Genomic DNA, 26,322 nt, shown 5'->3' on the forward strand with positions numbered 1-26,322 from the left:
GACCGGTATCGCGCCAGTCACTGTATCAAGGTTAACCGGACCCCGTTGGAGCCTTGATAACGCCCGTCGGGATTACGGATGAACGTCAGACATTCAGACCCTTTGCGTGGACCCGACGTTAGCGTCACGCAAAGCTGGTTGTCCGACAATCTCCAAGTCCCCCTACCGGAGCCGATCGGCGTTTGCATCGTCATGGACCCGTCCTCGGCATAATGCAGCGTGACGGACATGATCCCCTTTTTGCCCTGAAACCTGTGGCCGATGATCTGCGTCGATATCTGGTCTGCCGTAAGCAATTCCTGTGCCTCAGATTTTACGCAGAATGCCGTCAGGATCGCGATCGCCAGAACCGTGACTTTCAGGCATTGCAACACGCGGGACACGGATGTCAGACGCACAGTCAAACTTGATGTGTGGTGGATCATGGGGATGCGCCTTGCTTTTGCTTCTTGTCGGGTGGTGCGGCACTGCCTACGCGTGCCAACCTCAGATCGCCCAAGATCGCGTAGAAGGCGGGCAGCACGACAAGCACGAGGATGGTTGAAGAAAACAGGCCGAATACGACCGAGATCACCAGCGGTTTCAGGGTCTGGGCCTGAGTGCTGGTTTCCAGCAACAGCGGGGCAAGGCCCATTATTGTGGTGGAAACCGACATCAGGATGGGGCGAAACCGCTCGCGGCTGGCCTGACCTGCGGCGCGGGCCACGTCCATTCCCTCGCCTGCGTGCCGCTTGATGACCTGTACTAGCAGGATGGCGTTGTTGACCACGATCCCGGCCAGCGATGCGGCGCCGATCAGCGATGGCATCGAGATGTTATAGCCCATGATCAGGTGGCCCAGAATGACCCCGATAAAGGCCAGCGGAATGGAGAACATCACGATCATCGGTTCCACGTAACTGCGGAACTGGAATGACAGCACGACATAGATTCCCACGAGCCCGATCAGGAAGCCGCGCAGGATCGAGGCGACGGTTTCTGCCGAATTCGCGCTCTGCCCGCCGATCTCGAAGCTGAGGCCGGGTATGCTGGCCGCCATTTGCGGCAGGAATGTCGTGTTCAATTCGGCGACGATTGCATCGGCGTTGCCGATACGTGTGTCGACATCCGCTTGGACAGTCACCGTGCGCTTGCCGTTCACATGGGTAATGCTGGACCAGCCGCGCGCCTCGTCCAGACGCGCCACAGTTGAAAGCGGCACCCCTTTGCCATTGGGTAGGGCGATCGTAAAGTCACTCAGATCGTCGCGGGAATCCCGATCCTCAGTGGATTGCTCCAACTCAACCTCGTGGCTTATGTCGCCACTCTGTACTGTTGTGATAACCCGCCCCAGAAAGGCGGCCCCAATTTGATCTGCAACGTAGCGCGCGGTCAGCCCCAGCGACGTGGCACCTTCTGCAAGACGCAGACGCAGCTCGGGCTTTCCGGGGCGCAGATCGTGGATGGCATTGAAGACGCCGGCATACGTCTCGGCCTCAGTCAAAAGCGCATTGGCGGCCCCGGCCAGCATGTCCAGATCCGGGCCGGACAGACGGATTTCGATGGCGATGCCCTGTGGGCCGATGCTGGGTTCGGTCAACAAAATCGCCAACGCCCCCGGCACTTCGCCGATCTCCTTGCGCCACAGCGTCACGATTTCGTCCAGCGTCACGGTGCGGGTTTCGGCACCCAGAAGGTCGGCGCTGATAGTGGCGACATGGGGGCCAGACTCGCCCGCAGTGGCATTCTGGTTGAAGCGCAATTGCACGCTTTTCACAAGCGCAGCGCCGTCCGGCTGATCTGGCGTGTAAGCGCCATCGACTCGGGTGAGTGCAGCAATCACTCGGTCCGCGACCTCGCTGGTGCGGGTCAGTGGCGTGCCTTGCGACATCAGAATGCGCGCCTCAAGAACGTCACCATCAATGGCAGGGATGGCCTCGCGTTTGAGATAACCGCCGCCCATCAGCCCCACGGTTACAATAAGCGCCGCAATAGTGGCGCCAGTGACCAGATAGCGATGCCGGATCGCAATATCGACCATGGCACCGACCCGCTTTTCTCGGAACCCCTCGAACCGGCGGTCAAAACTGGCGCGAAACCGCGAGGGCGGTTTGTCCGCGCTTTTTAACCCGTGGCTCAAATGGTGGGGCAGAACCCAGAACGCCTCGGCCAGACTGGCAGCCAGCGCCGCGATTAATACCAGCGGCACGACTTCCAACACAGCGCCCAACTCTCCGGCCAGAAAAGCGAGTGGGGCGAAAACCGCGATCGTCGTGGCAAAAGAGGACAAAACCCCCGGCATGACGGCAAGCGTGCCTTGTACCGCGGCATCAAGGCGCGATGCGCCGCGGGCCGCGGCCTCGGCAATCGAGTCGGCGATAACGATGGAATCGTCCATCACGATGCCGATCGCCATCAATAGGGCCACAAGCGTCATCATGTTCAACGACAGGCCTTGCAAGGCCATCGCCGCAAATGCCCCCAAAAAGGCCACGGGCAGGCCCATCGCCGCCCAGATCGCAAAACCGGGTCTAAAGAAAAGGCTCATCACCCCGACAACCAGAACCAAGCCAATCGCGCCGTTTTGCACCAGCATGACCAGACGGTCACGCACGATGCTGGTCATGTCCTTTACGATTTCCAGCCGCAGCGTATCCGGTAACCCCGCGCGTTCGGCTTGCACCAGATCCTCGACATGATCGAACACCTTCAGCGCGTCAGCACCAAGCGCCTTGTCCACCTGCAGAAAAGCGGCACGCTGACCGTCAAGGAACGCACGTTCCTCCTGAGGTGTGTAGCTTTCGGTGATGGTTGCAATCTGCCCCAGCGACAGTTCGGCGCCGTTCGGCTTGGACAGCACCACCAATCTGGCTAATCCGGCTACGCTGCGCCGCTCGTCGGTGAATCGCAGGCTGATTTCGCGGTCCTCGGTTTCCAGACTGCCGAGAGGGCGATCAACGCTCTGCGCGTCGATTTGAGTGGCAAGGTCTGAGACTGTCAGCCCGTGCTGTTCCATCACGGCACGTGGAACCGTGATGCGGAATTGCCGAGTTCCGAACCCCGAAATCACCACTTTTGCGACGCCGGGCAGGGCCGACAATTTGTCCTGCAACTCCGCAGCATACCGTTCCAGCTGCGCGGGCGGCAGATCGCCCGCTACGGCAACCGAAGTGACAGGGTCGGTACGGTGCAGTTCCCGCACGATGGCCGGATCGGCACCCGGAGGAAAATCATCGACGGCGGTGATCTCGGTGCGCAGATCATTGACGAAACGGGCGCTGTCGCCTTCGGGTCCCATTGTTGCGATGGCACGGGCAATGCTGTTCTGTGCCGTGCAACTAAGCTCTTCGAGGTTTTCGACGCTTTCGAGTGCATCCCACACGCGCCGACATATCGCGTCCTCGACCTCTTCGGCGGCGGCACCGCGATATTCCACGCTGATTTCCGCCTCCACCGGCCTGAAGTCGGGAAAGGTCTCGCGCTTGAGTGTTGGTGCCGCCATCACGCCTGCGGCAAGGATCAAAACAAGCAATAGATTCGCAGCAGTGGGATGTGCAGCGAACCAGCGGATCATTCGCCCAGCCCCGTTTGGATCACATTGATGCCGGGGATTGCAGGCATCAGATCGTCGAGAATGACTTCTTCGCCGGGCTCGACACCACTTGCGATAATGGCTTGTCCATTTTGTCGCCAAGCGACCGAAACCTGGCGAAGCTCTAGACGGCCCTTGCTGTCGCGCAGATAGACAAGGTCACCTTCGTGCACCGCGCTCTCCGGAATTGTCACGCTTTCGGAAATCACCGGGCCTCTGAGCACAAGCTCGACATACATGTTCGGCACGAGCGGCAGGCGTAATGGCGGGTTGGCGTTGGCATAGGGATCATCCACGGTGACAACCGCTGGCACCGAGCGGGCTTGCGGGTCCAGTGCGCTTTCCACGCGCACAAGTCGCCCCGGCCAAGTTTGGGTAGGGTCTGAAACAAGCCTCACTTCGGCGGATATCTCTGCGAAACTCATGGGCAAGGCCTCAGGTTTCAAGGGTGTGTTTCGGTTGGCATCACCAAGCAATCGTCGGAACGCCATCACTGGAATTTGCGCAGTGATCTCGGCTTGGCGGATATCGTCCGCCGTCACCAGCGGTTGACCCGCCACGACATATTGATGCCGCTCGACATGAACCGAGCCGACGCGCAGGTCGAACGGAACAACGATATGAGTCTTTGCAAGGTCACGTCGTGCACGATTCAGAACTGCGGCGGTGCGCGCCATCTGCGCGTCTAGCCGATTGCGTCGACTGGGAATTAGCCCCAATGCATTCTGCAACTCGGCCACGCCACGACGAACCTGCAATGTCGCGCGTTCCTGCCCGTCTACCGCTGACTGCGAAGCCACGTCACGCTCGACCAGATTTCGAATGCGCGTCAGTTCGGTTTCGGTCAAATCCAACCGGGATTGTTCCAGCGCCAGCAAACGACCAGTGTTGGCCTCGTCGGTGTCGAGTTGAGCGATATCTGCCTCTAGCGCTGCGAGGTCGGCCTCAGCCTCTGCGACCGCCAATTCATAGGCTGTCGGGTCAATCTTTAGGGCCTCGGATCCCGCGCGAAGCACATTGCCGGTGTCCAGTTCCGGATTGCGCCAAATGATTGTCCCGGATATTTCCGAGATCGCCTCCCAGCTTCGTGCGGCGCGAACATTGCCATACCCGCGAACAACCGCGCGAACCGGGGTTACTTTGGCCGTGATCGTGCGTGCAACGACGCTGCGCTCATGTTCATCTAGTCGGGCAGGCGGCTCGGCCGTCGAAATGAGCCATGCCGCAACACCGACACCGAGCGCGACAGGCAGTAGCAGACCTATTCCCCGTCTCATTCTCAACTGCCGTCTCCTTGTTCTTGCCAAGCCATGTGCCAAAATAGCCCCTGTTGGATAATGCCGACTTGGAGCGCACTGATTGCGTCAGAATGCCGCCACAACGACATCGGATGCCAGACGAGGTGTCGGTCTGACGCTCGGGATGTAATTTTAGTGTGATGTCCATCTGGATCACCCATCAAAAGATAGCAAGTAATTACTATCATAGAGAATCAGAATTGCAATTACTACCCACAGAACAGGTGGGATTTGTGTCATGGGCACGGAAATACTGAATTCCTGCTTTAACCCGTTAGCTGAAACATCGTCTCGACCCATCGGGCCGATCCAGCACCGAACAATACAGCGCAACCTTTGCCTGCGCCCCACCGGCAATTGCCAGCACAATAGAAGGCCCCAGCTTGGCGTACTGTCGAATTCACAGAGTCCCATGTTCAGCACGGAGCGCAGATCCGATTTGCAGCCTTCCGCCTTCGGTGTGCACCAACTGTACGCGCTTCTCGGAGAGCCGGGTCAGGCGCTTCGGCGCAACCTCAGTCTCCGCCAGCCGTTGAGTTGTTTCGCGATGCTGCAGAGGTTGCAGTTTTGTGCTCCGATCAAGCTGCTGGCGCACGTTGTGTCTTTTTCAAGATACGGCGCGCAAACTGAGCGTGATGTCGGCTCAGATCGACTCCACGATAAAGTCGGGCGCTATCGCCGAACGCCGGATCGCAGCGGTCACATCAAGACCGGCGAGCGAGCCGTGCGCCGTAACGAGGGCCGTCGCAAAACCGGCCTGATTTCCGCCGAGGATGTCGGTATGTAACGTGTCCCCGACCATAAGCACACGCCCCGCAACGGGAGGGTGCCTGAACCGTGACAGCGCATGGTCGAAGATGTCGGGAAAAGGTTTGCCCAAGAAGACTGGGTCGATCCCGGTTGCATCCGCGAGGCTGTGCGCGAACCAGCCGGGTTCCCGCGACAGTCCGGTTTCGCGCGGGGCGACCAGATCGGGGTTGCCGACAAACACCGGCCTTGGTCGGCGGCGTATTGCGGCCTCAAGCAGCGTTTGCCGGGTTTCGGTCCAGCCGTCGGAGCCGATCAGCAGAAATCCTTCGGCCCTGTCGTAATCTTGTGGGTCGTCGGTCAGGATGACGGTGTCGAGCGCTGCAATCTCTCCGGGGTCTGAGTGCATATTGAGCATGAGGCCCCAAAGACGCGGCGGTTCATGTTCGATTCGACGTAAGAGGGCCTCGCGGCTTGTCACAACTTCGGTGGGGGCGAAGTCGAACCCAAGCTTGGCATAGCGGGTCATCATCTGGCTTTTCGGATAGGCAGCAGAGTTGGAGACGACGGCGACGGTCTTGCCCAAGGACCGCAGCGCGGCGATGGTATCAGCGGCACCGGGAATGGCCGTTTCACCGACGTTGAGGACGCCGTAAGCGTCGAACAGGATCAGATCGAAGGCCGCGGTAATATCGGCGAAATCAGCCTGGAGTACCTGCCCACCGCCAGTCGCAGCGGGTAGGCGATGGTGCAGCCTTAGATACGCCTCGAATGCCTCGGCGGGATCGACGGCTTGGAAATTGCTCACAGAATGCGGCGCCTCAGAAAGGCCGAGACGACTTCGCCAGCGATCACCAGCGCGATGATGGCGAGCAGGATGGTCGCGACCTCGGGCCAATTGAAGGTGTCGATGGCCCCTTGCAGGATGATGCCGATACCGCCCGCGCCAACAAGGCCCAGCACGGTGGATTCGCGCAGGTTGATGTCCCAGCGCAGGATAGTGACCGCCCAGAAGGTCGGCATGACCTGGGGGATGATGGCGTAGACGATCACCTTGAAGCGCGACGCGCCGGTGGCTTCCAATGCCTCGACCGGGCGCGTGTCGATCTCTTCAATGGCTTCGCCCAGCAGCTTGCCGATGAAACCGACTGAGCGGAACATGATCGCGACGATGCCTGCGACGATGCCGGGGCCAAAGATGGCGACGAAAAGCAGCGCCCAGATGATCGTGTTCACCGACCGCGACGTCACGAGGATCAGCCGTCCCAGCCACAGTGTCGCGCGGTTCGGCGTCGTGTTTTGCGCCGATATATAGGCGACGGGCAGGGACAGCAGCACGGCGAATGCAGTGGCGAAGGTCGCGATGTTTACCGTGTCCCACAACACCTTGAGGATCGTTGCGAGGTTCGTGGGGTCCGGCGGATACATCCGCCCGAAAAGGTCGCCGATCTGTTCCGGTGCACCCCAGACCCACGCCCAGACCACCCTGATCGAGGAAAGCGCCCAGACGATTGCTAGTGCGCAGCCCAAAAGGATGCCCCAGCGCGTGAGCTTTTGTTTCGGCGTGAACCGTGTCCAGTCATCGCGGCCGAACTGTTCGCGGATAGAGGTCATTGAATGCGCTTCCGAATGATGCCGCTGACCGCCTCGGAGAGCAGGATCACGGCCACGATGACGATGGTGATGGCAAGCGCGAAATCATAGTCATAGCGCCCGAATGCGTTGGCAAGGGTCGCGCCGATGCCCCCGGCGCCGACGATCCCCACCACGGCAGAAGCACGGAGGTTTGAGTCGAGTTGATAGATGGTCAGCCCGATCTGGCGCGGCATGATCTGTGGAAAAATCGCGTAGAATAACGTCGAGAGGTACGGCGCACCGGCTGCGCGCAGCGCCTCGACCTGACCAAAGTCGATCTCTTCTATCCGCTCGGCCAGCATCTTGGCCACAAAGCCGATAGAATAGATGATCAGCGTCAGCACCCCGGCAAAGGGGCCAAAACCGACCGCCTTGACGAAGACGATCGCGACGATCACGGGATGGAAGCTGCGCGCAATTATGATGATTGCGCGTCCGAGGTAAAAGACGGGCAGGGGGACGACATTGCGCGCGGCCATGAAGGCGATGGGTATCGACAGCAGCACGCCCCCAGCAGTGGCCAGAATGGCGATCTTGAGGCTTTCCAAGAACCCGTCGATCAACAGGCCGCTGCGCTCGAAGCTGGGTGGGAAGGCCCCACCAAAGATGCGCCCGGCGCGTTCGATACCGGCGGCGACGCGATCCCAGTCGATGGGCATGGTCAGGCCGACCCAGCCAAAATAGGCAATCACGCCCACGTAGACAGCCCACCGCAGCCATCGGTTGGCGATAAAGGGCGGTTTCGACCATGTGTCACGCGGCATACTCATGACGCGGCGGCCACGTCTTCGTTGCGGTCAGCGTGGGGGTTGCCAGCATAGATCTTGTCCATCTCTTCCTGATCGAGTTTCGCCGGCTTGTCGTCGAAAATAATGCGGCCATAACGCATGCCAACGATACGGTCGGTGTATTCCTTGGCCTCGGTCACATTGTGGATGTTGATGAGCACGGGCAGCTTTAGCTCTCCGGCGAGGTCGCGCAGAAGGCCCATGATCTGCTCGGAGGTCTTGGGGTCAAGCGACGCAGTAGGCTCATCCGCCAGCAGGATCTCGGGGTCTTGCATCAGCGCACGCACGACGCCGACGCGCTGACGTTCACCGCCTGATAGCTGGTCAGCGCGGGTGTTGGCGTAATGCGCGATGCCGACCCGCTCCATCAGCTCGAACGCGCGGCGGATGTCGGCCTTGGGATAACGGCGCGAAATCGCCGCCCAGGTCGAAATATAGCCCAGCCGCCCGGACTGGACATTCTCCATCACTGTCAGGCGGTCGACAAGGTTGAAACCCTGAAACACCATACCGATCTTGCGCCGCGCCGCGCGCAGGTTTTTACCGCGTAGGGTGGTCAGCTCGGTTCCGTTCAGCACGATGGAGCCCGACGTCGGTTCAACCAGTCGATTGATGCAGCGCAAAAGCGTGCTTTTGCCCGCACCGGACGAGCCGATAATCGACACGACGCTTTCGCCTTCGATGGTCAGATCGAGGTTCTTCAGGACCGGATCGCCAGTGCCGTAGCGTTTGACGAGGTCAGTGATTTTCAGCATGAAACCGCTTTCTTTGTGGGGCCGACCGAACGGGCCGGCCCCGACGTGGTAGTGTCATTCAGCGGCAAGACCCTGTGGCGTGTATTCAACACCATTGGCCTTCTGGATCTGGCGGATGACGGCCCATTGATCCTTGTAGGTGATCGGGATGAACTTGCTGACGCCTGTGAATTCCTCACCCAGCGCGGTGCCCGTGAAATCAAAGCTAAAGAAGGCTTCCTTGATCTTGTCCTTCAGCTCGGGCGCGAGGTCATGCGCCAGGCCGTAGGACGTCGTCGGGAACGGGTCGCTTTCCCAGACGATGCGCACGTCTGCGGGGTCATAAAGACCACGTTCGGCCATGCGGTCCACCACTTCGGACGCCACGGGGGCGGCGTCATAGTCGCCTGCGACCACGCCCAGCATCGACTGGTCATGGCTGCCCGAATAGCTGACCTCATAGTCCTCATCCGGCACGACGCCCAGATCGGGGAACAATGCGCGCGGTGCCAGGTTGCCCGAGTTGGAGGTCGGTGAGGTGTGCGCGACGCGCTTGCCTGCAAGGTCCGCCATTTCCTGAATGTCGCTGTCGGCCTGCGTGTAGACCTGCAATTTATAGCCAAACTGGCCATCATCGCTGCCCATGATTGCAAACGGCTCAACCCCGGCGAGGTTCACGGCGTAGGGCGTCGGCCCGGTAGAAAAGCCCGCGATATGCAAGCGTCCCGAACGCATCGCCTCGACCTCGGCCGAGTTGGACTGAACGGCAAAGAACTGAACGTCCTTGCCGGTCACCTCTTTGAGGTGCTCGATGAAGGGGTTCCAGATATCTTCGTAGATCGCGGGATCTTCGACTGGCGTATAGGCAAAGACCAGTGTGGACGGGTCCTGCAATTTGCTGGGGTCCGTCGGCGCATCGGCGACAAGATCGCCATCTGCGTCGCAATACATCGCGTCCAGCGTGCCGCGATCTGCGCAGTCATCCTGCGCGATGGCGCTGCTGGCAGTCAGGGCCAAAGCCGTCAGAAGACCGGCACCGAAAATCTTATCCGTGAGCATGTTGTTCCTCCCAGGTGTGTTGCGCAATTAAATTGCGGAGATCTTGTGGGGGATACCACCACCAATATCTGCGCTTTGCAACATTTCTTACGTAATCCCTGCGGCAGCGAGGCTGTGATCACGTTGAAGGAGACCGCATTCCTATGCGAGCCTAATCGGGCTACGACGCGATGGACTGCCGGAACGCAACGCGTTTCAAACGGCTTCTGCCAGGCCATTGGCCTCACTTTTTTGCGATAATCAGTCTTGGCTCAACATATTTTACAATGTTTCCGGCCACTTCCGTCGACGCTAGCAAATCGCATGCCACGGGCTGATCGACTAACGCGGGCTGGCTGGTTGCCAGTACAGCAACTTGACCTACCTCGCAATCGGGGATGGCCGCAGAACGGTTCAGACCTTGTATCCAAAGGGATCTGATATGTCCGTCTATCTGCACGGCCTTTCGACAGCTCTGCCTCCATATTGCCTTCAACAATCCGAGGTCGAGGCGCGCGCCGCCATCATTTTCAGCGACAAGTATCCGCAGTTTGAGCGTCTGTCCAAGACCTTCAAGACGTCAGGGATCGACCAACGCTATTCGGTCGTCCCGATTGATTGGTTCTCTCGGGAACATGGCTGGAAGGACCGCAACGAGGCCTACATGACGGGTGCGAAAGCTCTCTTTATCCAATCGGCCAACGACGCTTTGCTGGGTGCCGGATGGGCCGCCCAAGATGTCGATTGCGTCGTTACGGTATCGTCGACCGGGATCGCGACACCGACGCTGGAAGCGCAGGTGTTCGGAGATGTGGGATTTCGCGACGACGTCATGCGTGTCCCCGTCTTTGGGTTGGGCTGCGCGGGCGGGGTTAGCGGGCTGTCGATCGCCAGCGCGCTGGCACGCGGCGACGCTGCTTCAAAGGTGCTGCTGGTCGTGATCGAGACCTGTTCGCTGTCGTTTCGCGCGGACCGTCTGCAAAAGGCCGACATCATCGCGGCTGTGCTTTTTGGCGATGGCGCGGCAGCGGCCTGTATCAGCACGGAAAAACCCGGTGGTGATGCTTTGGTTGAGCTGGGGAGCGGATACCAGAAGTTGTGGCCCGATACGTTGAAAATCATGGGCTGGGACGTGGATGATGTTGGTCTGGGCGTCGTGTTCGATCGGTCCATCCCGACATTCGTCAGCAGTGAATTCGCGCAGGCTACCGATGACGCGTTGAAGGCTGCGGGCCTCAATCATGGGCAGATAGATCGATACGTGTGCCATCCGGGCGGGGCCAAGGTCGTCGAGGCGATCGAAGGTGCGCTGCATCTGGAGCAGGGCAGTCTGGATGCAGAGCGCCAGACCTTGCGCGATACCGGAAACATGTCGGCCCCGACGGCCCTTTTTGTCATGAAATCGGTGCTTGAATCCGACATGACGGGCCAGATGATGGCCTGCGCACTGGGACCGGGCTTTACCGGGTCATATCTGCCGTTTCACGTATCAAAACGGGCCGCCTGATGGAGCTGGCGACAGTCCTCTTTCTTGGGTTCATCCTTGTTCAAAGGTTGGGCGAGTTGGTTATCGCCCGGATCAACACGGCGCGCCTGTTGGCAAGGGGCGCGTATGAGGTGGGTGCGGCGCATTATCCAGTGATCGTGGCGATGCACAGCCTCTGGATCGGGTGTTTGTTCATTTTCGGCTATGATCAAACGGTATCTTGGGGCTGGTTGGCCGTATTCGCCGTATTGCAGATCTTGCGCGTGTGGATCCTCATGACGTTGGGCGGTCGCTGGACAACGCGCATTATCATCCTGCCAGAGCCTCTCGTCACGCGCGGCCCGTTCAGATACGTCAGACATCCCAACTACACGCTGGTCGTGGCCGAGATCGTCGTCGCGCCGATGGTGCTGGGGCTGATCTGGGTCGCGGTCGCCTTTACCGTCCTTAACGCCGCGATGCTGTGGGTGCGGATCGGTGTCGAGGGCAGGGCGCTCGCATCGCTCAGGAGGGGAGTGTTGCGCTAGCCAGTTACGTCTGAGCGTCCTCTTGTCGCTCCGATATCAATCGGCACCTTCCACCAATCCGGACATAGGCCTCAACCAACTGCCAATCTAGGCCGCGCGAGTTTGTGTAATTGTATGCACGTCTGGCGATATCGGGGCCGAACTTTTGGACCCAGCGGTTAAATGTTGACCGAGCTATATCAATCTCTCGCTCCGAGAGCAGGTTTCGGACGTCGGCGTAGGAGAGGGGACACCGACAATACCAGCGGAACGGCAGTAAGGATGACGTTTCTTGGATACCGATGCATTTTGAACGGATCGCTGCGCATGACCGCGCCCATTTTCATGTGGGTCAAAATCAGCATCTCTGTCACAAGCCCCTCAATGCGGCAGTCCCGCCACATTGCTATTGAGGTCGTGACATCACGATGCTCTCATCTTCCACATTACTGGCTGATCGGCTACATCATTCCATATGTGAGGGAGTGAGTTTTGTATGAGGGACCGATTAAATCTTATTGCAGCCACCTTGGTTGCGAGTAGGCCGTTAATAATTGCGCAGGACAAACCCACAGTCTCAATCAGCTTTGACGACGCACCTAGATCTGCTTGCCAGTTGGGTGCATCACTGACAGAGGATGCAGGAGGTCGTTCAACATATTACATTGCGGGTAAATTCGCAAATTCGGACGCCCTCAGTGACTACTCGGTTGATGATCTTTACCAGCTAAACGAGGCAGGCCATGAAATTTGTTGTCATGGCTATTCCCACTTGGATTATCGAAAATATCCACTTGACGTTCTACGGACGGACATTGAGAGAAATGCGGGATTTTTCCAAGATAACGGCCTGCCCCAACCGCGACACTTCGCGTTTCCTTTTGGTGCAGTTAGCCCAAAAGCTAAAGCGTTATGTGCAGAGAAGTTTGATACCTGCCGCGGCATTAAACCAATTGTCATGCGGAAAAAGCTGGATAAGGCACTTTTGTGCTCTATCCCTTTATACGCAAAGCATTGGAACTATGCGGTGTACAAAGCCCAGATCGAGGACGTGCATAAAAATGGTGGCTGGTTGCTGTTCTATACCCACAAGGTAACGGATGATCCGGGTCCGTATGATACAACTCCGAACATGTTGAAAGAGTTGCTCAAGATGACAAATGACTTTGATATCCCGATCAAAACGGTATCTGAAGCGATCAGTTATTTGGCGATGGAATAGAGGATGCTGTCTTCGATGGGTCAATTTTTTAGCATAATGCATGCAGCGGTCTGGTATGGTCAGGAGACCTCTTTCCTTTACGGGTTTCTGGGTGAATGCGAGACTCAATGCTAAGAATTGCTCAAAAAATCCGCACATTTTGTGATTGTTCTGTGTCGCAAAGCTATTCGCTTGCTATGTGCCGCCTTTTGCTTGCGGCACTGCTGGTCTGGGCATCGGGATCAGTGAATGCCAGCGATTATCGGGTCATGCCCGGGGACACTCTGCGCATGCGGATTATCGGTCTGCCGGAATTGCAGTCAGAAGCCGTTGTAACGCGCGACGGCACGGTAAATTTCCCGCTTGTCGGATCAATTCAAACGACAGAGCAGACAACCGATGAGATCGAGGCAGAACTGGCCCGTAGGCTGCTTTCTGTAAGCTATACGACTATCGGTAGCGATGAGATTACCCGTCAGGTGGATCTGGCCGGATTTCGCCCATTCGTTGAGGTTGCCCAGTTCCGCCCGATTTTTCTGGATGGATTGGTTGGCATTCCGGGGCAGGTTGAATTTCAGCACGGAATGTCGATACGCGCAGCGATTGTCCGATCTGGTGGGATCAGAATTGCAGGAACAATTGATGCGGGCGCCAATTTGCTCGCACAGAATGATGGCGAAACACAGATCCGGGCGATCAACGTCGCCGTCCTGCAGGCAAGGCGGTGGCGTCTGGAGGCTCTCGTAGCGCGAGATGCCGATCTGCCATTCCCCCCTCTTGAACAGGGCGTAACCACGCCAGATGCGTTCCAGCAACTTCTGGAGGCTGAAAGAGGCCGCGCCCGCGCGGAGCTGGAAAAGTATGAGTTGCGACGCCTTACCATGCTGGATGAGATTGCAGACAAGGACGTGCTGCTTGAGCTTTATGCAGATCTGGTCACCGCAGGCGAGCAGGTTCAGGAAGAGAATTCTGCCAGCGTGGAACGCCTGATGGGTCTCGAAGAGCGCGGAATGGTGCGGCGGAATGATCTGGAAAACTCGATGCGTTTGCTTGAGATTTCCAAAGCTGACAATCTTGAAAACCGCATAGACAAGTTGACTGTCGAACAAGCCGTGCAAAATTTGCGCCGGCAAACCGAGGAACTCGAAAACGATTTCAATCGCGAAATTGCAGCGGAACTTGCGACTACGGCCGCGGATCTTCTGATTGCCCGGACCAGCCTGCAAACGAGCCTGTTGTTGTCCGGCGCAGCGTTGTCTGGTCTGGCGCCGCAACCGGGGGTGCCCGAGATGGACATTTCAGTTTTTCGCGATGGCGACACGCTTGTCGTGGGCACCGATATCGAACTGGATGCCTTTGTTGCACCCGGTGACATCATATCGATTGCAAGGTAACGCGCCTGTCGCAGGGCAGCGTTGGGTCGCGCATCCATCCGTGGAGGAAAGACGATAGAATTGTTTCGCCTATACGCGACACCGGTCACGCTGATCGGTCTGCGCATCAGCGGCGCGTTGTCTGCCTTCTTGGTCAGCCTGCTGATGGCGCGCTACATGGACACCGCCGAGATGGGCCGCGCGATGGTCCTGATGTCGACGGCTGTCCTGTCGGGTATTTTCGTCTCTTTGGGGATTGAATCCGGCGCGGTGAGATATGTCGCGACCTACCGCAAGGACGACAGGTCCGACCGCGCGCGCGGCTTTTTCCATTTCAGCTGGCAGCTTGTCGCCGTAGCCGGCCTCGCGATAAGCGTCGGTGCGGTCGTTTTCCTGTGGCTTCGGGCAGAAGTCCTTGGACGTCCATTTGATATTGCCCTCGCGGTCGCGCTGATCACGGCGTGCGTCACCGGCGTTTTGCGCGTCGGTGCGGCTAAGGCGATGGCGTTTGGCAAGGTTATCCGCTCCTTGGCGCCCGCCACGTTTATTCGGCAGATGTTTTTGCTGGTGGCGCTGATGCTCTATATCTGGGGTGTTGGCCAGCCGACGGCATTGACGGTCATCATCGTGTTTTTGGTTGGCAATATTCTGGCTGCCGGTATCCAGTTTCTTTGGAACCGTGGCATCGCGGATGGCATATCCGGCGAGGGTCATGATGTGTCGGAATGGCCCAAATGGGTCCGGTACGGTCTGGCATTGGCCCCGACACTACTGTTTGTGCAGTATTCGCGGGACCTAACTCTTATCTTTGCCTCCTGGACCGTACCGGCCGAGGATATTGCCGTGCTGGCCATCGCAACGGCATTGGTCAACTTTGCGAAATTCGGTGTCGCATCAATCAACATGAGCGTGGCACCGAAAATGGCGGATTTAGTCGTGCGCGATGATCGCCTTGCGCTGCGCCATCTGATCAATGTCTCCAATCACATGAAGGTGTGGCCGAGCCTTGTGTGCTTTTGCCTGCTCGCATTGTTTGGTAGTGACCTCCTGGGCATCTTCGGCGAGGAATTCCGCGACAACGCCGACATATTGCTGATCCTGATGCTAGAGCCGCTGGCGCTGGCGTTTTTTGGCCCCTCTGGGCAATACCTTGCGCTGTCGGGGCAGCAACGGGCGCTGATGTATGCGGCGATTGCTGCGCTGTTTGTGATGATGATCGCGGTAAGTATGTCTGGCGCCGCATTCGGATTGCGCGGGGCCGCTTGGGCTGTTGCGATGTGCTGGGTCTTCTGGTCAGCCGGGTTGGCCTATCTGACCCGCAAGCATGAGGGCATGGGCATCACCTTTGTGGATACAATGATCGACCTTGTGAAAGGGGCACCCAAGTGACCAGACCAGATACAGGACCGGGTACCCGTGTCACGATTGGCGCCTGCACCTTTCGCAGGCAGGACGATCTGCGCAAACTGCTATTGTCCTTTGCAGACCTGAATAACGCCTCGCAGGCTGAGATTGAATTTCTGGTTGTGGACAATGATGTCACGCCGAGCGCGCAGGACACTGTTGCGGCGATAGCCGAAACGCTGACATGGCCCTGCAGATATGTTCACGAACCCAGTCCGGGGATACCGCAGGCCCGTAACCGTGTGCTTGACGAATGTGGAGACTCGGATTTTCTATTGTTCGTCGACGACGATGAAACAGTCGATCCGGATCTTCTGGATGAGCATCTGCGCGTTCAGACAATGACCGGCGCGCATTTCGTTCAGGGGCCGTGCGTCATGACGGTGCCCAACGCAGAAAATCGCTGGTGGCTGGACACGGCATTCTTTCGGCAGGAAACATTTCCTGATGGTGCAGCCCGCCACGAAAGCTGGACGAACAATGTTCTGATTGATCTGGCGTTTTTACGCGCTTCAGGCGTTCGCTTTGATGCACGGCTGCGGTTCGCGGGTGGATCGGATACGGTGTTTTTTCAGGACATTGTCCGCGCGGGCGGACGCGGCGCGTTTGCCGCGCAAGCAATTGTTTATGAAAAGCAACCGCACAGCCGGCTGACATGGCGATGGGTGTTGCGACGGCAGTTTCGCTATGGGGTGACGCGGGCCAACACATTCATACTGCGCGAACCAAGATACGTGGCCTTTGGTAAATGCATGCTGCGCGCGATCGCGATGGAGGTGCTGGGTTTCGGGGTGCTGCTTACAGCGCTTTACCGGGGCAAGCGCGGTTTGGCCGACGGGCTGGCATTGATGGCCCGCGGTTCGGGTGTCGCGATGGGCTTTTTCGGTTTCAGAGCAGACGAATATGCACGCGCTCAGACCTAATCGCATGGCCCCTCTTGGTGAGAGCTTTCGCGCCGAGGCGCTGAGGAGTCGCGTAGATGAATCGGTGACACATTTCAGCGCGACTGGACCGGCCCCATGGTAGCGTCTCAGACAGCTCGCCATCCGGTTCTGAGGAACATGCTGGTCCGCGAATCCCATATCGCAGCACCTCTGCTATTTTTGGTCGTGTTTCTCTCGATGGGCGGCATGGTGAAGTTCGGACCGGCCATGCCGGCGTCTTGGGCGCTGGTCTATCTGGTTGGGTTTTCATGGTTCTTGCTGACGCCAGTAAAAACAGCCTCACTATGGTTGAAATTCTGGCCCTTGCTGCTGCTGCCGGCAATCGCGCTGATCTCAATGACATGGTCCGCAGACCCCGCTGGGACGTTTCGAACCGGCTTCCAATTCGCGTTCAGCACGTTACTGGCCATACGGATTGCAACAGCACTGACTGCCAGACAGGCGATCTGGTGCCTCTTCCTAGGCACGACGCTGGGATGCGCGTTGTCCGTCGCCGCATTCGTTTTACCACCGTTGCAGCCAGCATTCGAAAGCAACGGCGCATTTGTCGGCATTTTCGTACAAAAAACCGTCGCAGGCGTCGCACTGACGCTGTTCGTTCTTTCGCTGTGCGCACAGGGCGCACTCTGGGGGCACAGGATTGTGGCATTTCTGCTGGCGCTGGCGGTCATCCCGCTTTTGCTTATGACGCAATCCATTTCGGCGATGGTGCTGTTGTCGTGCTCGTCGCTGATCGTCTTTCAGGGTGTGTTTGTCAGGTGGACAGCAGCGGCACGGCTGTCGTTGTTTTTGCTGCTGGTTGCGCTTTTCGGCACGTGGCTGCTGATCTTATGGATCGCCGAATTTGATATCGTTGCATTTGGCCTCGATCTGCTGGGCAAAAGCCCGACCCTGACCGGCAGGACAGATATCTGGGATCTGGGAATTCAAGTTGCCGAGGATCACCCAGTGCTTGGCGTCGGCTATGCCGCCTTTTGGGAAAACCCCGCGTTTGCAGTGGAATGGGGCTTTCTTCATGCGACTGTGGACCCACGGCTGAAAGGGTTCCACAATACTTATATCGAGGCGCTCGCGACAACGGGGGTGATCAGCGTCATCCTGCTGGTGTTTGTCTATTACTGGACCATGCTAAAGGCTGGGCGCTGGTTCATTGAAAGCTGCAGCGTCCAGTCCGCGTTCTGGCTGGCGATCATCGTATCGGCATTGTTGCTGAGTTTTGTGGACAACGTTCTATTTGCCGAACATGAATTCTTTCACATCGCCGCAACGCTCACCTTCGTGTTTGCAACCGTCGAGCGGGGGAAATACCAGTGGGCCTTCAGAGTGCGCTGATCGCAGCGATCACTGCAAGATAAGAAGAACCGGAGGCCGCATGGAACGTATTGATGTCCTGATCTGCACGTTTCGCCGGCGTCAGTTGCGCGACGCGGTTCAAAGCGTGCTTGACGCCGATGTGCCGGACGGATTTGAGGTGCGGATCACAGTCGTCGACAATGATGATGAGCCGACGGCGGCGCCGCATATACAGGATCTGGCTGATCATTCACGGCACCCGATGCGGATCATTCACGCGGCGGGACGCAATATCTCTATCGCGCGTAACGCGTGTCTGGATGCGGCTGACGGCCCCTGGATCGCGTTTATCGACGATGATGAAATTGCCGACAATGATTGGCTGACCGAACTCGTCAGTCGGCAAATGGACACCGGGGTAGACGGGATATTCGGTGTCACCAAATCGATCTTTGCCCCCGATGCCCCGCAATGGATGCGCGAGCTGAATTTGCACGCACCCGGACCGCAACGTAGCAACAACGCTGTTGAGACGGGCGGCGCGGGCAATGTGCTGCTGCGATGGCAAGGCACGCCGTGGCAGGACGAAAGATTTGATGTCGCGCGAGGTAAAACCGGCGGCGAGGATACCGAGTTCTTCTATCGGCTTGGACGACTCGGCGCGCAGTTCGAGATTGCACAGGACGCAATTGTTCGCGAACCGGTCACACCGGAACGCCAAAGCTTCGGTTGGCTGGCGCGCCGTCGCTTTCGTGTTGGGCAGACCTATGTCGTCTCGGTTGTAGGGCTGGGCGAACGCACTGTGCTGGCATTGAGGGCAATATTGAAGGCTGCATTTTCCTTTGTTGCCGCGGTCCTGTTTCTGTGGAATCCCACCAAATGGCGATACTGGTATCTTCGGGGGGTATTCCATTCGGGCGTTGTCGCCGGATGCCTCAACATCGCAGAGCGGGAAAGCTATGGCTGAGACGATCGGATGAATGTTTTTGACGGTTGGCTATGCCAAAGGTGCTTTTGATGGAGCGTGCAAACAGCGATATACTGATCGTCGTTCCCACCCTGAACGAAGAGCAGCACATCGCGCGCTGCCTCCAATCATTGCTGGGGGATGATCTGGCCATGCGGGGGGCCGCGCTGATCGTCGCGGACGGCGGCAGCACGGATCGGACCTGCTCCATCGTCGAAAGGATTGCGCAGGATTTTGACAACGTGACCTTGCTGCACAATCCAGACAGGTTGCAGGCAGCGGCGGTGAACCTCGCGGTCGAAAAGCATGCGTTGGACCACCACAAGTATCTGGTGAGGTGCGACGCCCATTCGGTTTATCCCGCGAATTATGTCGTCGACGTAGTCGAGGCGCTTCGAGCCAAAGACGTGGCATCGGTGACCACTGTGATGGACGCAGTGGCGGGCACCTGCTTTGCAAAAGGCGCCGCTTGGATCGTGGACACGAAATTGGGGTCAGGCGGCTCGGCGCATCGCGGGGGGACCACGTCGCGATATGTCGATCACGGCCACCATGCGGGCATGCGGATAGACTGCTTTCGCAAGGTCGGCGGTTATGATCCCACCTTCGCCGTCAATGAGGATGCTGAATACGATCACCGGCTGACGCAAGCCGGTGGAAAGATATGGCTGGCCGCCGATATTCGCATAAAATACTTCATGCGATCCTCGCCGATGGCGCTTTTGCGGCAATATTTTCGCTATGGACGTGGGCGCGCGCGAACGGTGCTAAAGCATCGGATCATGCCGCGCGCGCGGCAAATGCTACCTGTGGTAAATCTGATCCTGCTCTGCCTGACGATCCCGCTGGGCCTGTTAAGTCCCGTCTTTTGGGTTTGGCCGGGCGCCTATGGTTTGCTGCTTGCCTTCTCCAGCATCTGGATGGCTGCGAAACACAAGGAACTATGCGGCTTGTGGTCTGGTCCCGCGCTGGCAATCATCCATCTTGGCTGGGCCGCCGGGTTCGTTCGCGAAATGCTGGGCCGCCGTGACTGATTGCCTGTCAATCGCGGGATCTAAGCGTGTCCCAGAACCGAATTTCAGGCTCCAGAAGCTGGCGGCAGCGCGCCAGTTCTGAGTCATCAGGGCGATAGGCGCCTTCGCTGCGCTTGTTGTAGTGGAAAATGCGTGGTTTTCGCCCGAAAACCTCTCCAAAATCGGCGCAGAATTTATCCAGATCGTCCAGATACCCGATCACCGCGAATTTTTTGGCAACGTCAAGCGCAACTTCGACCGCCTCACCCTCTGATCCGGGATGGATAAGGTGCTGCCCTGAAAAATATCTTAGCGCCGTCAGCGCATGGTATCGCGCGATGTCAGTTTCCAAGTATTCCTTGAATGGAACAGTCGTCAGACCATGTGCGACGGAACCATTGTAGTTTGACACAAGCCGCGACACCGGATCACGAAGGAGCGTGACGTATTTATACGTTGACCCGAAATGACGATCAGCCATGTCGCTGAACAACACATGACCGTGGATCAATTGTGTGCCCCACGCCATATGCATGAGAAGCAGCTTTTCACGAAGCTCAAACACAGACGTTCCGGTCGCCAGATCATCGTGATAGAGCAGTTTTTCGTTTTTGCCGCCCTCAATTATTGCGGTTGCACGGCGCGTCGCGTTGGCATCAATAACGCCAACGCGTTCGCTGATCGGGACGGTGGCATACAGTGCTTCTGCGACACTGGTGCCACCACATTTCGGGACATGCATGAAAAAGCAGGGATGCGTCAGAGATCCACTGGCCATCGCCAAAAACCTACGGCTGTAGGTCCGCAAACGGCGCTTGTTCTGTGTCGAGTTAATGGCCATCGGGGGCCTTCATCGCTTTCAACTTAGTTTGCCTCGCGTAGTATGACGATCCCGGCCCCAATCGCGCCCCCTAACACAAAGCAAAGCAATACGATCAGCTTTCTTGCCGGCGCGCTCTTTTCAAGCGGGGGAAGAGCGTCGGATACGATGCGGACGCTGGACACTTGAAAAGTCTCTAGTTCCTGCATCTCTCTGGCGCGCTCCAGAAGCCTTTCGTACAAGACGCTGTCGGCGCTTGCCTGACGCTCCAATTCATTCAAAGTCACGATGCTTGATGTTAGATCAACAAGTTCCGCCTTGGTATTTTCAATTCGTGTCTCCAAACTCTCGCGGGTTGCACGATCTGACTGTGCTTGCCGTTGCTCCAATTCACGCTCGAGAGAGAAAAGAAGCCTAGATGTCTCCGTGACTTGGCGTTCGGTCATGTCGCCAGTTTGGGTGCGAAATGTCTCTAGCTTTCTAGACGATCCACTGACACGTGATTGAAGATCCGTAAGCCGCTCTATCAGCCACAAGTTGGCGGCCTGCGCTTGGTCCACTTTGATTTTCTGCTCTGCGAGAATGAATTTCTCGGCGACGGTGTTCGCAATTTCGGCGGATAGCAGTGGGTCCTCTGTCGTCGCCCGGATAGACAATATCATAGAACTGCCCACAGGTCGTATAGTCAGAACTTCGCTCAGCTTTTTAAGCGCTAATCTGCTGGGCATGTCAGCTATTCCGCTTACATTGGGCGCATCTGCCAGATCGTCAGGCGCCCCCAGAAAAACTTCGTTCTCCTGTAGCGAAAGCTCTTTGACGACCTGTTCAAGGACTCGATTTGACTGGATGATCTCGGCGTTGCTTTCGATCATCGCCTCACTGACCGGCTTGATAGCTTCGGATGCTGAAAAGCCGGTTAGTTTGCTTTGCTCGGGCTCGATGATAATCCGCGCCACCGCGCTAAATTGATCAGGCATAGTCAGAGTTGTGAGCGCGGCGATCCCGCTGACAATAAGTGCGGCGCCGAGGATGGTGACCCAGCCTCTCAGCAGATTGCCGATGACCCTACCGACATCGACCACACCCTTGTCCGAGAGCCGGTCGTCAATTTCGTGATCGTCCGACATGTTCTGATACTCTCGTTGGTGGATTGTGGCGAAGGGTTAGCATGATTGATTTACTGCTGTAAGTAGTGGTTTGTAACCTTGGCTGCCCCCGTTTAGGCGCGGCTGCCCCGTGAAATACGGCTGGCTGGCTAGATTTGACAGTTAGCTGCGGCTTGCGGGGCGCGTCGGCAAGGCACGCACCTGCATCTAAGGTTGCTTTTACGTCTATGAACCCAAACCTCATGGCTATTGACCAGCAAGCATCGCACTTTCAACAATCCCATCTCGTCGCGCAGCCTGACTGTGATGATCTCTGACATAGCTCTTTTTCATTGGCTACTGCATGCCCGTGCGGGCAGGACGATGTCGTAGAAGGAGTAGGTACTTCTTAAGGTTCGCTTGATACACTGAATGAAATTGACCGAACTTACCAAGAGTTGTACGCTTTGTTTATACCATTCTGCAGTGCATTAATTTGCAGGGCATAAAGTGACCCGTTATGATTGTTGGATATTTAATCATTGGTATGTTGCTTGGCATCATTTCCGCCACGATCGGCCTATTTCTCGGCTCAAATTTTCTACTAGCACTCGCATTTTTCATCGGGGGGAGTTGCCTCGGCACATGCATTGTCGCGGCCGTGCATCATTTGTGGCCAATAGCGATGGACATCATTGAAAACCGAAAACAGTGAAGTTGAGGGCGTGAAAGGATCTAGCGCCGTCGGCGGTCGAGTTACCTTTTAAACTGGGCGCAAGTTGAGCCACAGCTTGGATTTGAAACATCTTTAACAAGCCCCCTCACCAGTCAGGACGACTTTTACTGTCTTCACGACGATTTCTAAGTCCCGCGTCATGGACCAGTTTTTGACATATTCTGAATCAATCTCGACACGATCCTCAAACGACAAGGTATTTCTGCCAGATACTTGCCATAGCCCCGTTATACCTGGCCGCGTCGCCAAGTAGGCAGATTGATGCATGCCATAGCGATCTAGTTCCGCGTCGGTAACAGGGCGGGGCCCAACGATGGACATATGTCCAAGGAGTACGTTGAGAAACTGCGGCAACTCATCTAAACTTGTTTTGCGTAAAAAGTTGCCAATACCAGGCACGATCCGAGGGTCATGCTTCAACTTTTGATTTAGCTCGAACTCCTTTCGATCTTCGGGGTTTTCGGCAAGGTGCGCTTCCAGACGTTCGTTGGCATCGACCGTCATTGTGCGCAACTTTAGGCACGGAAATTCCTCTCCGCCAAATCCGATTCTGTAATGGACGAAAAAAGCTGGTCCGCGACTGACCGCCTTGATCCACAGAGCACTGATCAGGACGACCCCAAGGCTGGCCGAAATCGCAACAATGGCAAATAGAATGTCGAAGATTCGCTTGGCCGCATGACCCAGCGGTGGGTCACCGTCAAATTTCCTCAAACTGCTATAGTCTCTTTGAACCACACAAGCCCCCTTCAGGCGTAAGATCTCAGCGAGAAATCCACTACCGTTTACCTTCTGTTAGCTGTTAGCTATTTTTCCTGATCAGTAACTAGCGGGGTTGTCCGGGAGTTCCCGGAAAAAGTGTTCAATCATTACTGGTTAGGCGAGAGTACGCCAGTTTGAAGGCGGATTTCCTCTTATGCGCTGCGCCTAAAATGCTTGGATGGGTATCATCAAGGGTCGCAAGGGCAAGTGACATAACGCGATTAGCTTGAGTCGAGGATTTTGTATGCCGTCTCACCCGGCGTTCGAAATCGGCCCCGATTCACGGCGGGGCATGTTTGCACCGAGCAACCCGTCCCGTGACAGCGCCCACTTTCTGAGTGGCTTCCAGTTCTTTGCGAGCTTCAGTGCGTCGAGACGGAGTTCGTCAGCGTCGGGGCTATGCGGATCAAGTGAACCGCCATCCCATCGCCGCCTGTATGACGAGATGCAGCTTGTCGAGGTGGATGTCAGGGCATCTTGAGGGCCCGCGCAACGACGAGTTTGATACCTTCGAAGGCAATCTTTTGACTGGCGGTGGTCAGGCTGGGGCGGTGCCAATCTGTATGGCGGACCGTCAACGCCAAGGCAGAATACCGTTGCCGTAGGTGATCTAGGAGCCCGGAATAAATGCAAGCGTATCAGAGGAAGATGCCTGCGGGTCGACACTGTTCAGCTTGGCCGTTTTGAACAGCGCGGAGGCAATGACGGCGGCGCGGCCGCTGGTCTGCGAGCCTAGGAAGAGATCCGCTTTTCGTTCAACGATGCGCGGACGTGCAAGCTGATGACGGATTTTCAGGGCTACCAAAGATTGCTATTTCTCGATCTTCTGATCTGGCGAAATCTGGTACGCTGCGACCCAGTCGATCTCTAGCCGAGCGGGCAGTGCTTCGTCACTAACATTGCCTGGCCATTTCCCACCTAACGCGAGGTTCAGCACCATGAACATAGGAACATTGTGATTAGGCTTTGTTTCTATCAATTTGACAGGTTGCCTGTTGAAGTAAAAAACAGTTTGATCGGGCGTCCAGAGCACACCGTATGTATTAAAGTCAGCACCGGGTTTAACGTCCGAAATTTCTGAACCACTTTTCTTGTTGTTCGGCATAACGTCCCAGTGAACCGTGGTATAATACCTGTCCGGCCTTGTTCCAATGAACTCCATAATATCGATTTCAGGGGGCCATGCGGGTAGCCCCTTGGGGGTGTGTGCGTGATGTGTTTTCAACCAAAACGCAGACCACAGCCCTTGCCCGATTGGGACCTTCATGCGCGCCTCAAAGTATCCGTAAGTTTGCTCGAAGGTATTTTGAGAAGATATCAAACCGGACGTATATTCAAAACCATCAAGATACGGCATTGCATCCGAACTTGCGCGACTGCCCGTAATACTAAGAACCCCCTCACGAATATCGAACGGATTCAGCCCCAGAGGCGTGTCACCGGTGCCTGCAAAACCTGGATCAACGTAGACTTGTTGCTCTTTGTTGGCTTGCAGTGTCCTACCGCGAAATTCGTCGTAGCGACCATGGTTGTAGTGATGGCGCCAACCGCTATGGTCAGGTGAAAATCGAATAAAATCGTCAAAGAACTGACGCTGCAATTTGAGGTGAAGCGGCGCATCAACGACACTAGACATCTCAGGCTTCGCGACTCCCGGACTCGGAACGGCAAGGTCAAGGATTTGCGGTGCAGTGGCGCCGCAATCAACGGTTTGACCAGCCCTACAGGTTTGATTTTCTTCACCTTTTAGAATTGAAGGAAAGAGTAAGGCCGACGCCATCAATCCCATGCACATGGTTCTTAAAATCTGGCAGGGCATGTTGTCACCACTCTCCATACTAGTTTCAGGCGCGAATGAAATCCAGCAGCCTAAGAAAACTGCCTAACGACAATGGCAACGATACGTTGTGTATCTATCCATCGCCTGAGCACATCGACAAGATCACCCCTACTGCCGCCCACTTCAATAGGCGTGTTTTGCGTAAAGTTAAGAAAATTTTGGGCTCTGACCTTAGCTGCGCCAACGTCGACCAAGCATATCCTCTAACAACGCATGATTTGGCCATCAACAGGGCCTGTATCCCATTTGCAGCATGCGGATCAACTTTTCGCAGCCGATCGATGGGCGTCCGGTCCGGCTGTAGAGCACCGCCAACTGTGGTCTGAGATCGTCAAAATCCAGCAGCAGATCGATCTGCGGTAGAAGATGGTCGACGGAACACGGTCCTCGATCCGGAAACGGTAAAATGCTGCTCCTGCGATTCCGGTTTGCCCATCATTACATCAAGTCATAATGGTATTATCCAATAAAAACAGGTGGATGCGAGCCTGAAAACGCTTATCTCACAGGGTGTTGAGGACACCCTTTTCGCCGATATCGGCCATCTATGGTTCCATGCTTCGCTAAATTTTGGGGCGGTCCACTTCAAAGGGCGAGACTGAATTACACCATCAACGCAAAGAGTGCGGAAAGAGAACACTGAACGGCAGGTATGACAAATTGGACGGTTGGTACGACAATTTGACCAAAACCTCATATGCTGCTTGCTTTACCAAATTACTAATCTAGGTTTGGTTTACATTGGGGGAATAACTACTTGGAGTACGACGATGGTTGGTGTTTTAGTCCTATTTTCCGTTCCATCAGCAATCCTGACAACCATTTATTTTCAGCATGTGTTTAGCCTGTCATTTTGGGATGTGCTGCTGGTCTATTCCTTCTCCGGCTCGTTCTTTTTGGTAGCAGGTGTCAGTTTGCCGTTGGTGCTGAAACGATTGCACAGTTCTTAGAACTCAATGGCAAAAGCTGGAAACCCACTCCTGAAGGCTTGGGTCTGTGCCGATCACGTGCCGATTTTCAGATCTCCTATCGGGGCTGAAACAAGCGTCGCCTTAACAATCCCCTGCCACTACCGAGCCTG

At 56.6% G+C, this 26,322-nt stretch carries 22 protein-coding genes; 9 read left to right on the plus strand and 13 right to left on the minus strand.

Features of this window, described 5'->3' with window-relative positions:
- Positions 1–17 precede the first annotated feature (17 nt).
- From U3654_RS03250 to phnD, 8 genes are all read right to left on the minus strand, one after another.
- The gene (locus U3654_RS03250) at positions 18–425 is read right to left on the minus strand and encodes a hypothetical protein (protein WP_324753927.1); all 408 of its coding nucleotides are present in this window, start codon (positions 423–425) and stop codon (positions 18–20) included.
- Positions 422–3,553 (minus strand): efflux RND transporter permease subunit, encoded by a 3,132-nt coding sequence (locus tag U3654_RS03255; protein ID WP_324753928.1) that lies wholly within the window; start codon positions 3,551–3,553, stop codon positions 422–424. The genes U3654_RS03250 and U3654_RS03255 overlap by 4 nt, the downstream gene beginning before the upstream one ends.
- Positions 3,550–4,848: an efflux RND transporter periplasmic adaptor subunit gene (locus tag U3654_RS03260; RefSeq protein WP_324753929.1), complete on the minus strand. Its 1,299-nt coding sequence runs from the start codon at positions 4,846–4,848 to the stop codon at positions 3,550–3,552. Before U3654_RS03260 ends, U3654_RS03255 begins: the two co-directional genes overlap by 4 nt.
- Before the next feature lie 664 nt (positions 4,849–5,512).
- The gene (locus tag U3654_RS03265) at positions 5,513–6,424 is read right to left on the minus strand and encodes an HAD-IIA family hydrolase (protein ID WP_324753930.1); all 912 of its coding nucleotides are present in this window, start codon (positions 6,422–6,424) and stop codon (positions 5,513–5,515) included.
- Entirely contained in the window at positions 6,421–7,230 is an 810-nt protein-coding gene (phnE, locus tag U3654_RS03270) for a phosphonate ABC transporter, permease protein PhnE (RefSeq protein WP_324753931.1), read from the minus strand. The genes U3654_RS03265 and phnE (U3654_RS03270) overlap by 4 nt, the downstream gene beginning before the upstream one ends.
- Positions 7,227–8,021, minus strand: coding sequence for a phosphonate ABC transporter, permease protein PhnE (phnE, locus tag U3654_RS03275; RefSeq protein ID WP_324753932.1), 795 nt, complete (start codon positions 8,019–8,021; stop codon positions 7,227–7,229). Before phnE (U3654_RS03275) ends, phnE (U3654_RS03270) begins: the two co-directional genes overlap by 4 nt.
- Positions 8,018–8,794, minus strand: coding sequence for a phosphonate ABC transporter ATP-binding protein (phnC, locus tag U3654_RS03280; protein ID WP_324753933.1), 777 nt, complete (start codon positions 8,792–8,794; stop codon positions 8,018–8,020). The genes phnE (U3654_RS03275) and phnC overlap by 4 nt, the downstream gene beginning before the upstream one ends.
- Positions 8,795–8,848: 54 nt before the next feature.
- The gene (gene phnD, locus U3654_RS03285; protein WP_324753934.1) at positions 8,849–9,832 is read right to left on the minus strand and encodes a phosphate/phosphite/phosphonate ABC transporter substrate-binding protein; all 984 of its coding nucleotides are present in this window, start codon (positions 9,830–9,832) and stop codon (positions 8,849–8,851) included.
- A gap of 421 nt (positions 9,833–10,253) precedes the next feature.
- Here phnD and U3654_RS03290 point away from each other — a divergent pair, with 421 nt between their 5' ends.
- The 9 genes from U3654_RS03290 to U3654_RS03330 all read left to right on the plus strand — a co-directional run bounded on the left by U3654_RS03290 (position 10,254) and on the right by U3654_RS03330 (position 20,019).
- On the plus strand, positions 10,254–11,318 hold the full coding sequence (locus U3654_RS03290) for a type III polyketide synthase (protein ID WP_324753935.1): 1,065 nt from the start codon (positions 10,254–10,256) through the stop codon (positions 11,316–11,318).
- On the plus strand, positions 11,318–11,824 hold the full coding sequence (locus tag U3654_RS03295; RefSeq protein ID WP_324753936.1) for an isoprenylcysteine carboxyl methyltransferase family protein: 507 nt from the start codon (positions 11,318–11,320) through the stop codon (positions 11,822–11,824). Before U3654_RS03290 ends, U3654_RS03295 begins: the two co-directional genes overlap by 1 nt.
- 475 nt (positions 11,825–12,299) lie before the next feature.
- Positions 12,300–13,025 carry a polysaccharide deacetylase family protein gene (locus U3654_RS03300; RefSeq protein ID WP_324753937.1) on the plus strand — a complete coding sequence of 242 codons (726 nt, stop codon included), beginning with the start codon at positions 12,300–12,302 and terminating at the stop codon, positions 13,023–13,025.
- Between the two features lie 188 nt (positions 13,026–13,213).
- Positions 13,214–14,398 carry a polysaccharide biosynthesis/export family protein gene (locus U3654_RS03305; RefSeq protein ID WP_324753938.1) on the plus strand — a complete coding sequence of 395 codons (1,185 nt, stop codon included), beginning with the start codon at positions 13,214–13,216 and terminating at the stop codon, positions 14,396–14,398.
- 60 nt (positions 14,399–14,458) lie between these two features.
- Positions 14,459–15,766: a hypothetical protein gene (locus U3654_RS03310; protein WP_324753939.1), complete on the plus strand. Its 1,308-nt coding sequence runs from the start codon at positions 14,459–14,461 to the stop codon at positions 15,764–15,766.
- On the plus strand, positions 15,763–16,704 hold the full coding sequence (locus tag U3654_RS03315) for a glycosyltransferase family 2 protein (protein ID WP_324753940.1): 942 nt from the start codon (positions 15,763–15,765) through the stop codon (positions 16,702–16,704). Before U3654_RS03310 ends, U3654_RS03315 begins: the two co-directional genes overlap by 4 nt.
- Before the next feature lie 96 nt (positions 16,705–16,800).
- Complete coding sequence (locus U3654_RS03320; protein ID WP_324753941.1) at positions 16,801–18,057, plus strand: O-antigen ligase family protein; 1,257 nt, start codon at positions 16,801–16,803, stop codon at positions 18,055–18,057.
- Between the two features lie 40 nt (positions 18,058–18,097).
- Positions 18,098–18,985: a glycosyltransferase family 2 protein gene (locus U3654_RS03325; RefSeq protein ID WP_324753942.1), complete on the plus strand. Its 888-nt coding sequence runs from the start codon at positions 18,098–18,100 to the stop codon at positions 18,983–18,985.
- Positions 18,986–19,035: 50 nt separating this feature from the next.
- On the plus strand, positions 19,036–20,019 hold the full coding sequence (locus U3654_RS03330; protein ID WP_324753943.1) for a glycosyltransferase family 2 protein: 984 nt from the start codon (positions 19,036–19,038) through the stop codon (positions 20,017–20,019).
- 7 nt (positions 20,020–20,026) lie between these two features.
- Here the strand turns inward: U3654_RS03330 and U3654_RS03335 are convergent, their stop codons facing one another.
- The 5 genes from U3654_RS03335 to U3654_RS03355 form a co-directional block, all read right to left on the minus strand.
- Complete coding sequence (locus tag U3654_RS03335; RefSeq protein ID WP_324753944.1) at positions 20,027–20,776, minus strand: hypothetical protein; 750 nt, start codon at positions 20,774–20,776, stop codon at positions 20,027–20,029.
- Positions 20,777–20,862: 86 nt separating this feature from the next.
- Complete coding sequence (locus U3654_RS03340) at positions 20,863–21,945, minus strand: GumC family protein (RefSeq protein ID WP_324753945.1); 1,083 nt, start codon at positions 21,943–21,945, stop codon at positions 20,863–20,865.
- A gap of 766 nt (positions 21,946–22,711) precedes the next feature.
- Entirely contained in the window at positions 22,712–23,353 is a 642-nt protein-coding gene (locus U3654_RS03345) for a sugar transferase (RefSeq protein ID WP_324753946.1), read from the minus strand.
- Between the two features lie 658 nt (positions 23,354–24,011).
- Entirely contained in the window at positions 24,012–24,206 is a 195-nt protein-coding gene (locus U3654_RS03350; RefSeq protein WP_324753947.1) for a hypothetical protein, read from the minus strand.
- Positions 24,207–24,212: 6 nt separating this feature from the next.
- Positions 24,213–25,190 carry a glycoside hydrolase family 16 protein gene (locus tag U3654_RS03355; RefSeq protein WP_324753948.1) on the minus strand — a complete coding sequence of 326 codons (978 nt, stop codon included), beginning with the start codon at positions 25,188–25,190 and terminating at the stop codon, positions 24,213–24,215.
- Positions 25,191–26,322: the final 1,132 nt, after the last annotated feature.

It is taken from the genome of Roseovarius sp. Pro17 (genome assembly GCF_035599575.1).
Taxonomy (GTDB): domain Bacteria; phylum Pseudomonadota; class Alphaproteobacteria; order Rhodobacterales; family Rhodobacteraceae; genus Roseovarius.

Excerpts from the sequence above, each read along its gene's own strand:
- U3654_RS03250 (WP_324753927.1), bottom strand. The coding sequence starts at position 425 with ATGATCCACCACACATCAAGTTTGACTGTGCGTCTGACATCCGTGTCC.
- U3654_RS03255 (WP_324753928.1), bottom strand. The coding sequence starts at position 3,553 with ATGATCCGCTGGTTCGCTGCACATCCCACTGCTGCGAATCTATTGCTT.
- U3654_RS03260 (WP_324753929.1), bottom strand. The coding sequence starts at position 4,848 with ATGAGACGGGGAATAGGTCTGCTACTGCCTGTCGCGCTCGGTGTCGGT.
- phnE (WP_324753931.1), bottom strand. The coding sequence starts at position 7,230 with ATGACCTCTATCCGCGAACAGTTCGGCCGCGATGACTGGACACGGTTC.
- phnE (WP_324753932.1), bottom strand. The coding sequence starts at position 8,021 with ATGAGTATGCCGCGTGACACATGGTCGAAACCGCCCTTTATCGCCAAC.
- phnC (WP_324753933.1), bottom strand. The coding sequence starts at position 8,794 with ATGCTGAAAATCACTGACCTCGTCAAACGCTACGGCACTGGCGATCCG.
- phnD (WP_324753934.1), bottom strand. The coding sequence starts at position 9,832 with ATGCTCACGGATAAGATTTTCGGTGCCGGTCTTCTGACGGCTTTGGCC.
- U3654_RS03290 (WP_324753935.1), top strand. The coding sequence starts at position 10,254 with ATGTCCGTCTATCTGCACGGCCTTTCGACAGCTCTGCCTCCATATTGC.
- U3654_RS03295 (WP_324753936.1), top strand. The coding sequence starts at position 11,318 with ATGGAGCTGGCGACAGTCCTCTTTCTTGGGTTCATCCTTGTTCAAAGG.
- U3654_RS03300 (WP_324753937.1), top strand. The coding sequence starts at position 12,300 with ATGAGGGACCGATTAAATCTTATTGCAGCCACCTTGGTTGCGAGTAGG.
- U3654_RS03320 (WP_324753941.1), top strand. The coding sequence starts at position 16,801 with ATGGTAGCGTCTCAGACAGCTCGCCATCCGGTTCTGAGGAACATGCTG.
- U3654_RS03325 (WP_324753942.1), top strand. The coding sequence starts at position 18,098 with ATGGAACGTATTGATGTCCTGATCTGCACGTTTCGCCGGCGTCAGTTG.
- U3654_RS03330 (WP_324753943.1), top strand. The coding sequence starts at position 19,036 with ATGGAGCGTGCAAACAGCGATATACTGATCGTCGTTCCCACCCTGAAC.
- U3654_RS03335 (WP_324753944.1), bottom strand. The coding sequence starts at position 20,776 with ATGGCCAGTGGATCTCTGACGCATCCCTGCTTTTTCATGCATGTCCCG.
- U3654_RS03340 (WP_324753945.1), bottom strand. The coding sequence starts at position 21,945 with ATGTCGGACGATCACGAAATTGACGACCGGCTCTCGGACAAGGGTGTG.
- U3654_RS03355 (WP_324753948.1), bottom strand. The coding sequence starts at position 25,190 with ATGGGATTGATGGCGTCGGCCTTACTCTTTCCTTCAATTCTAAAAGGT.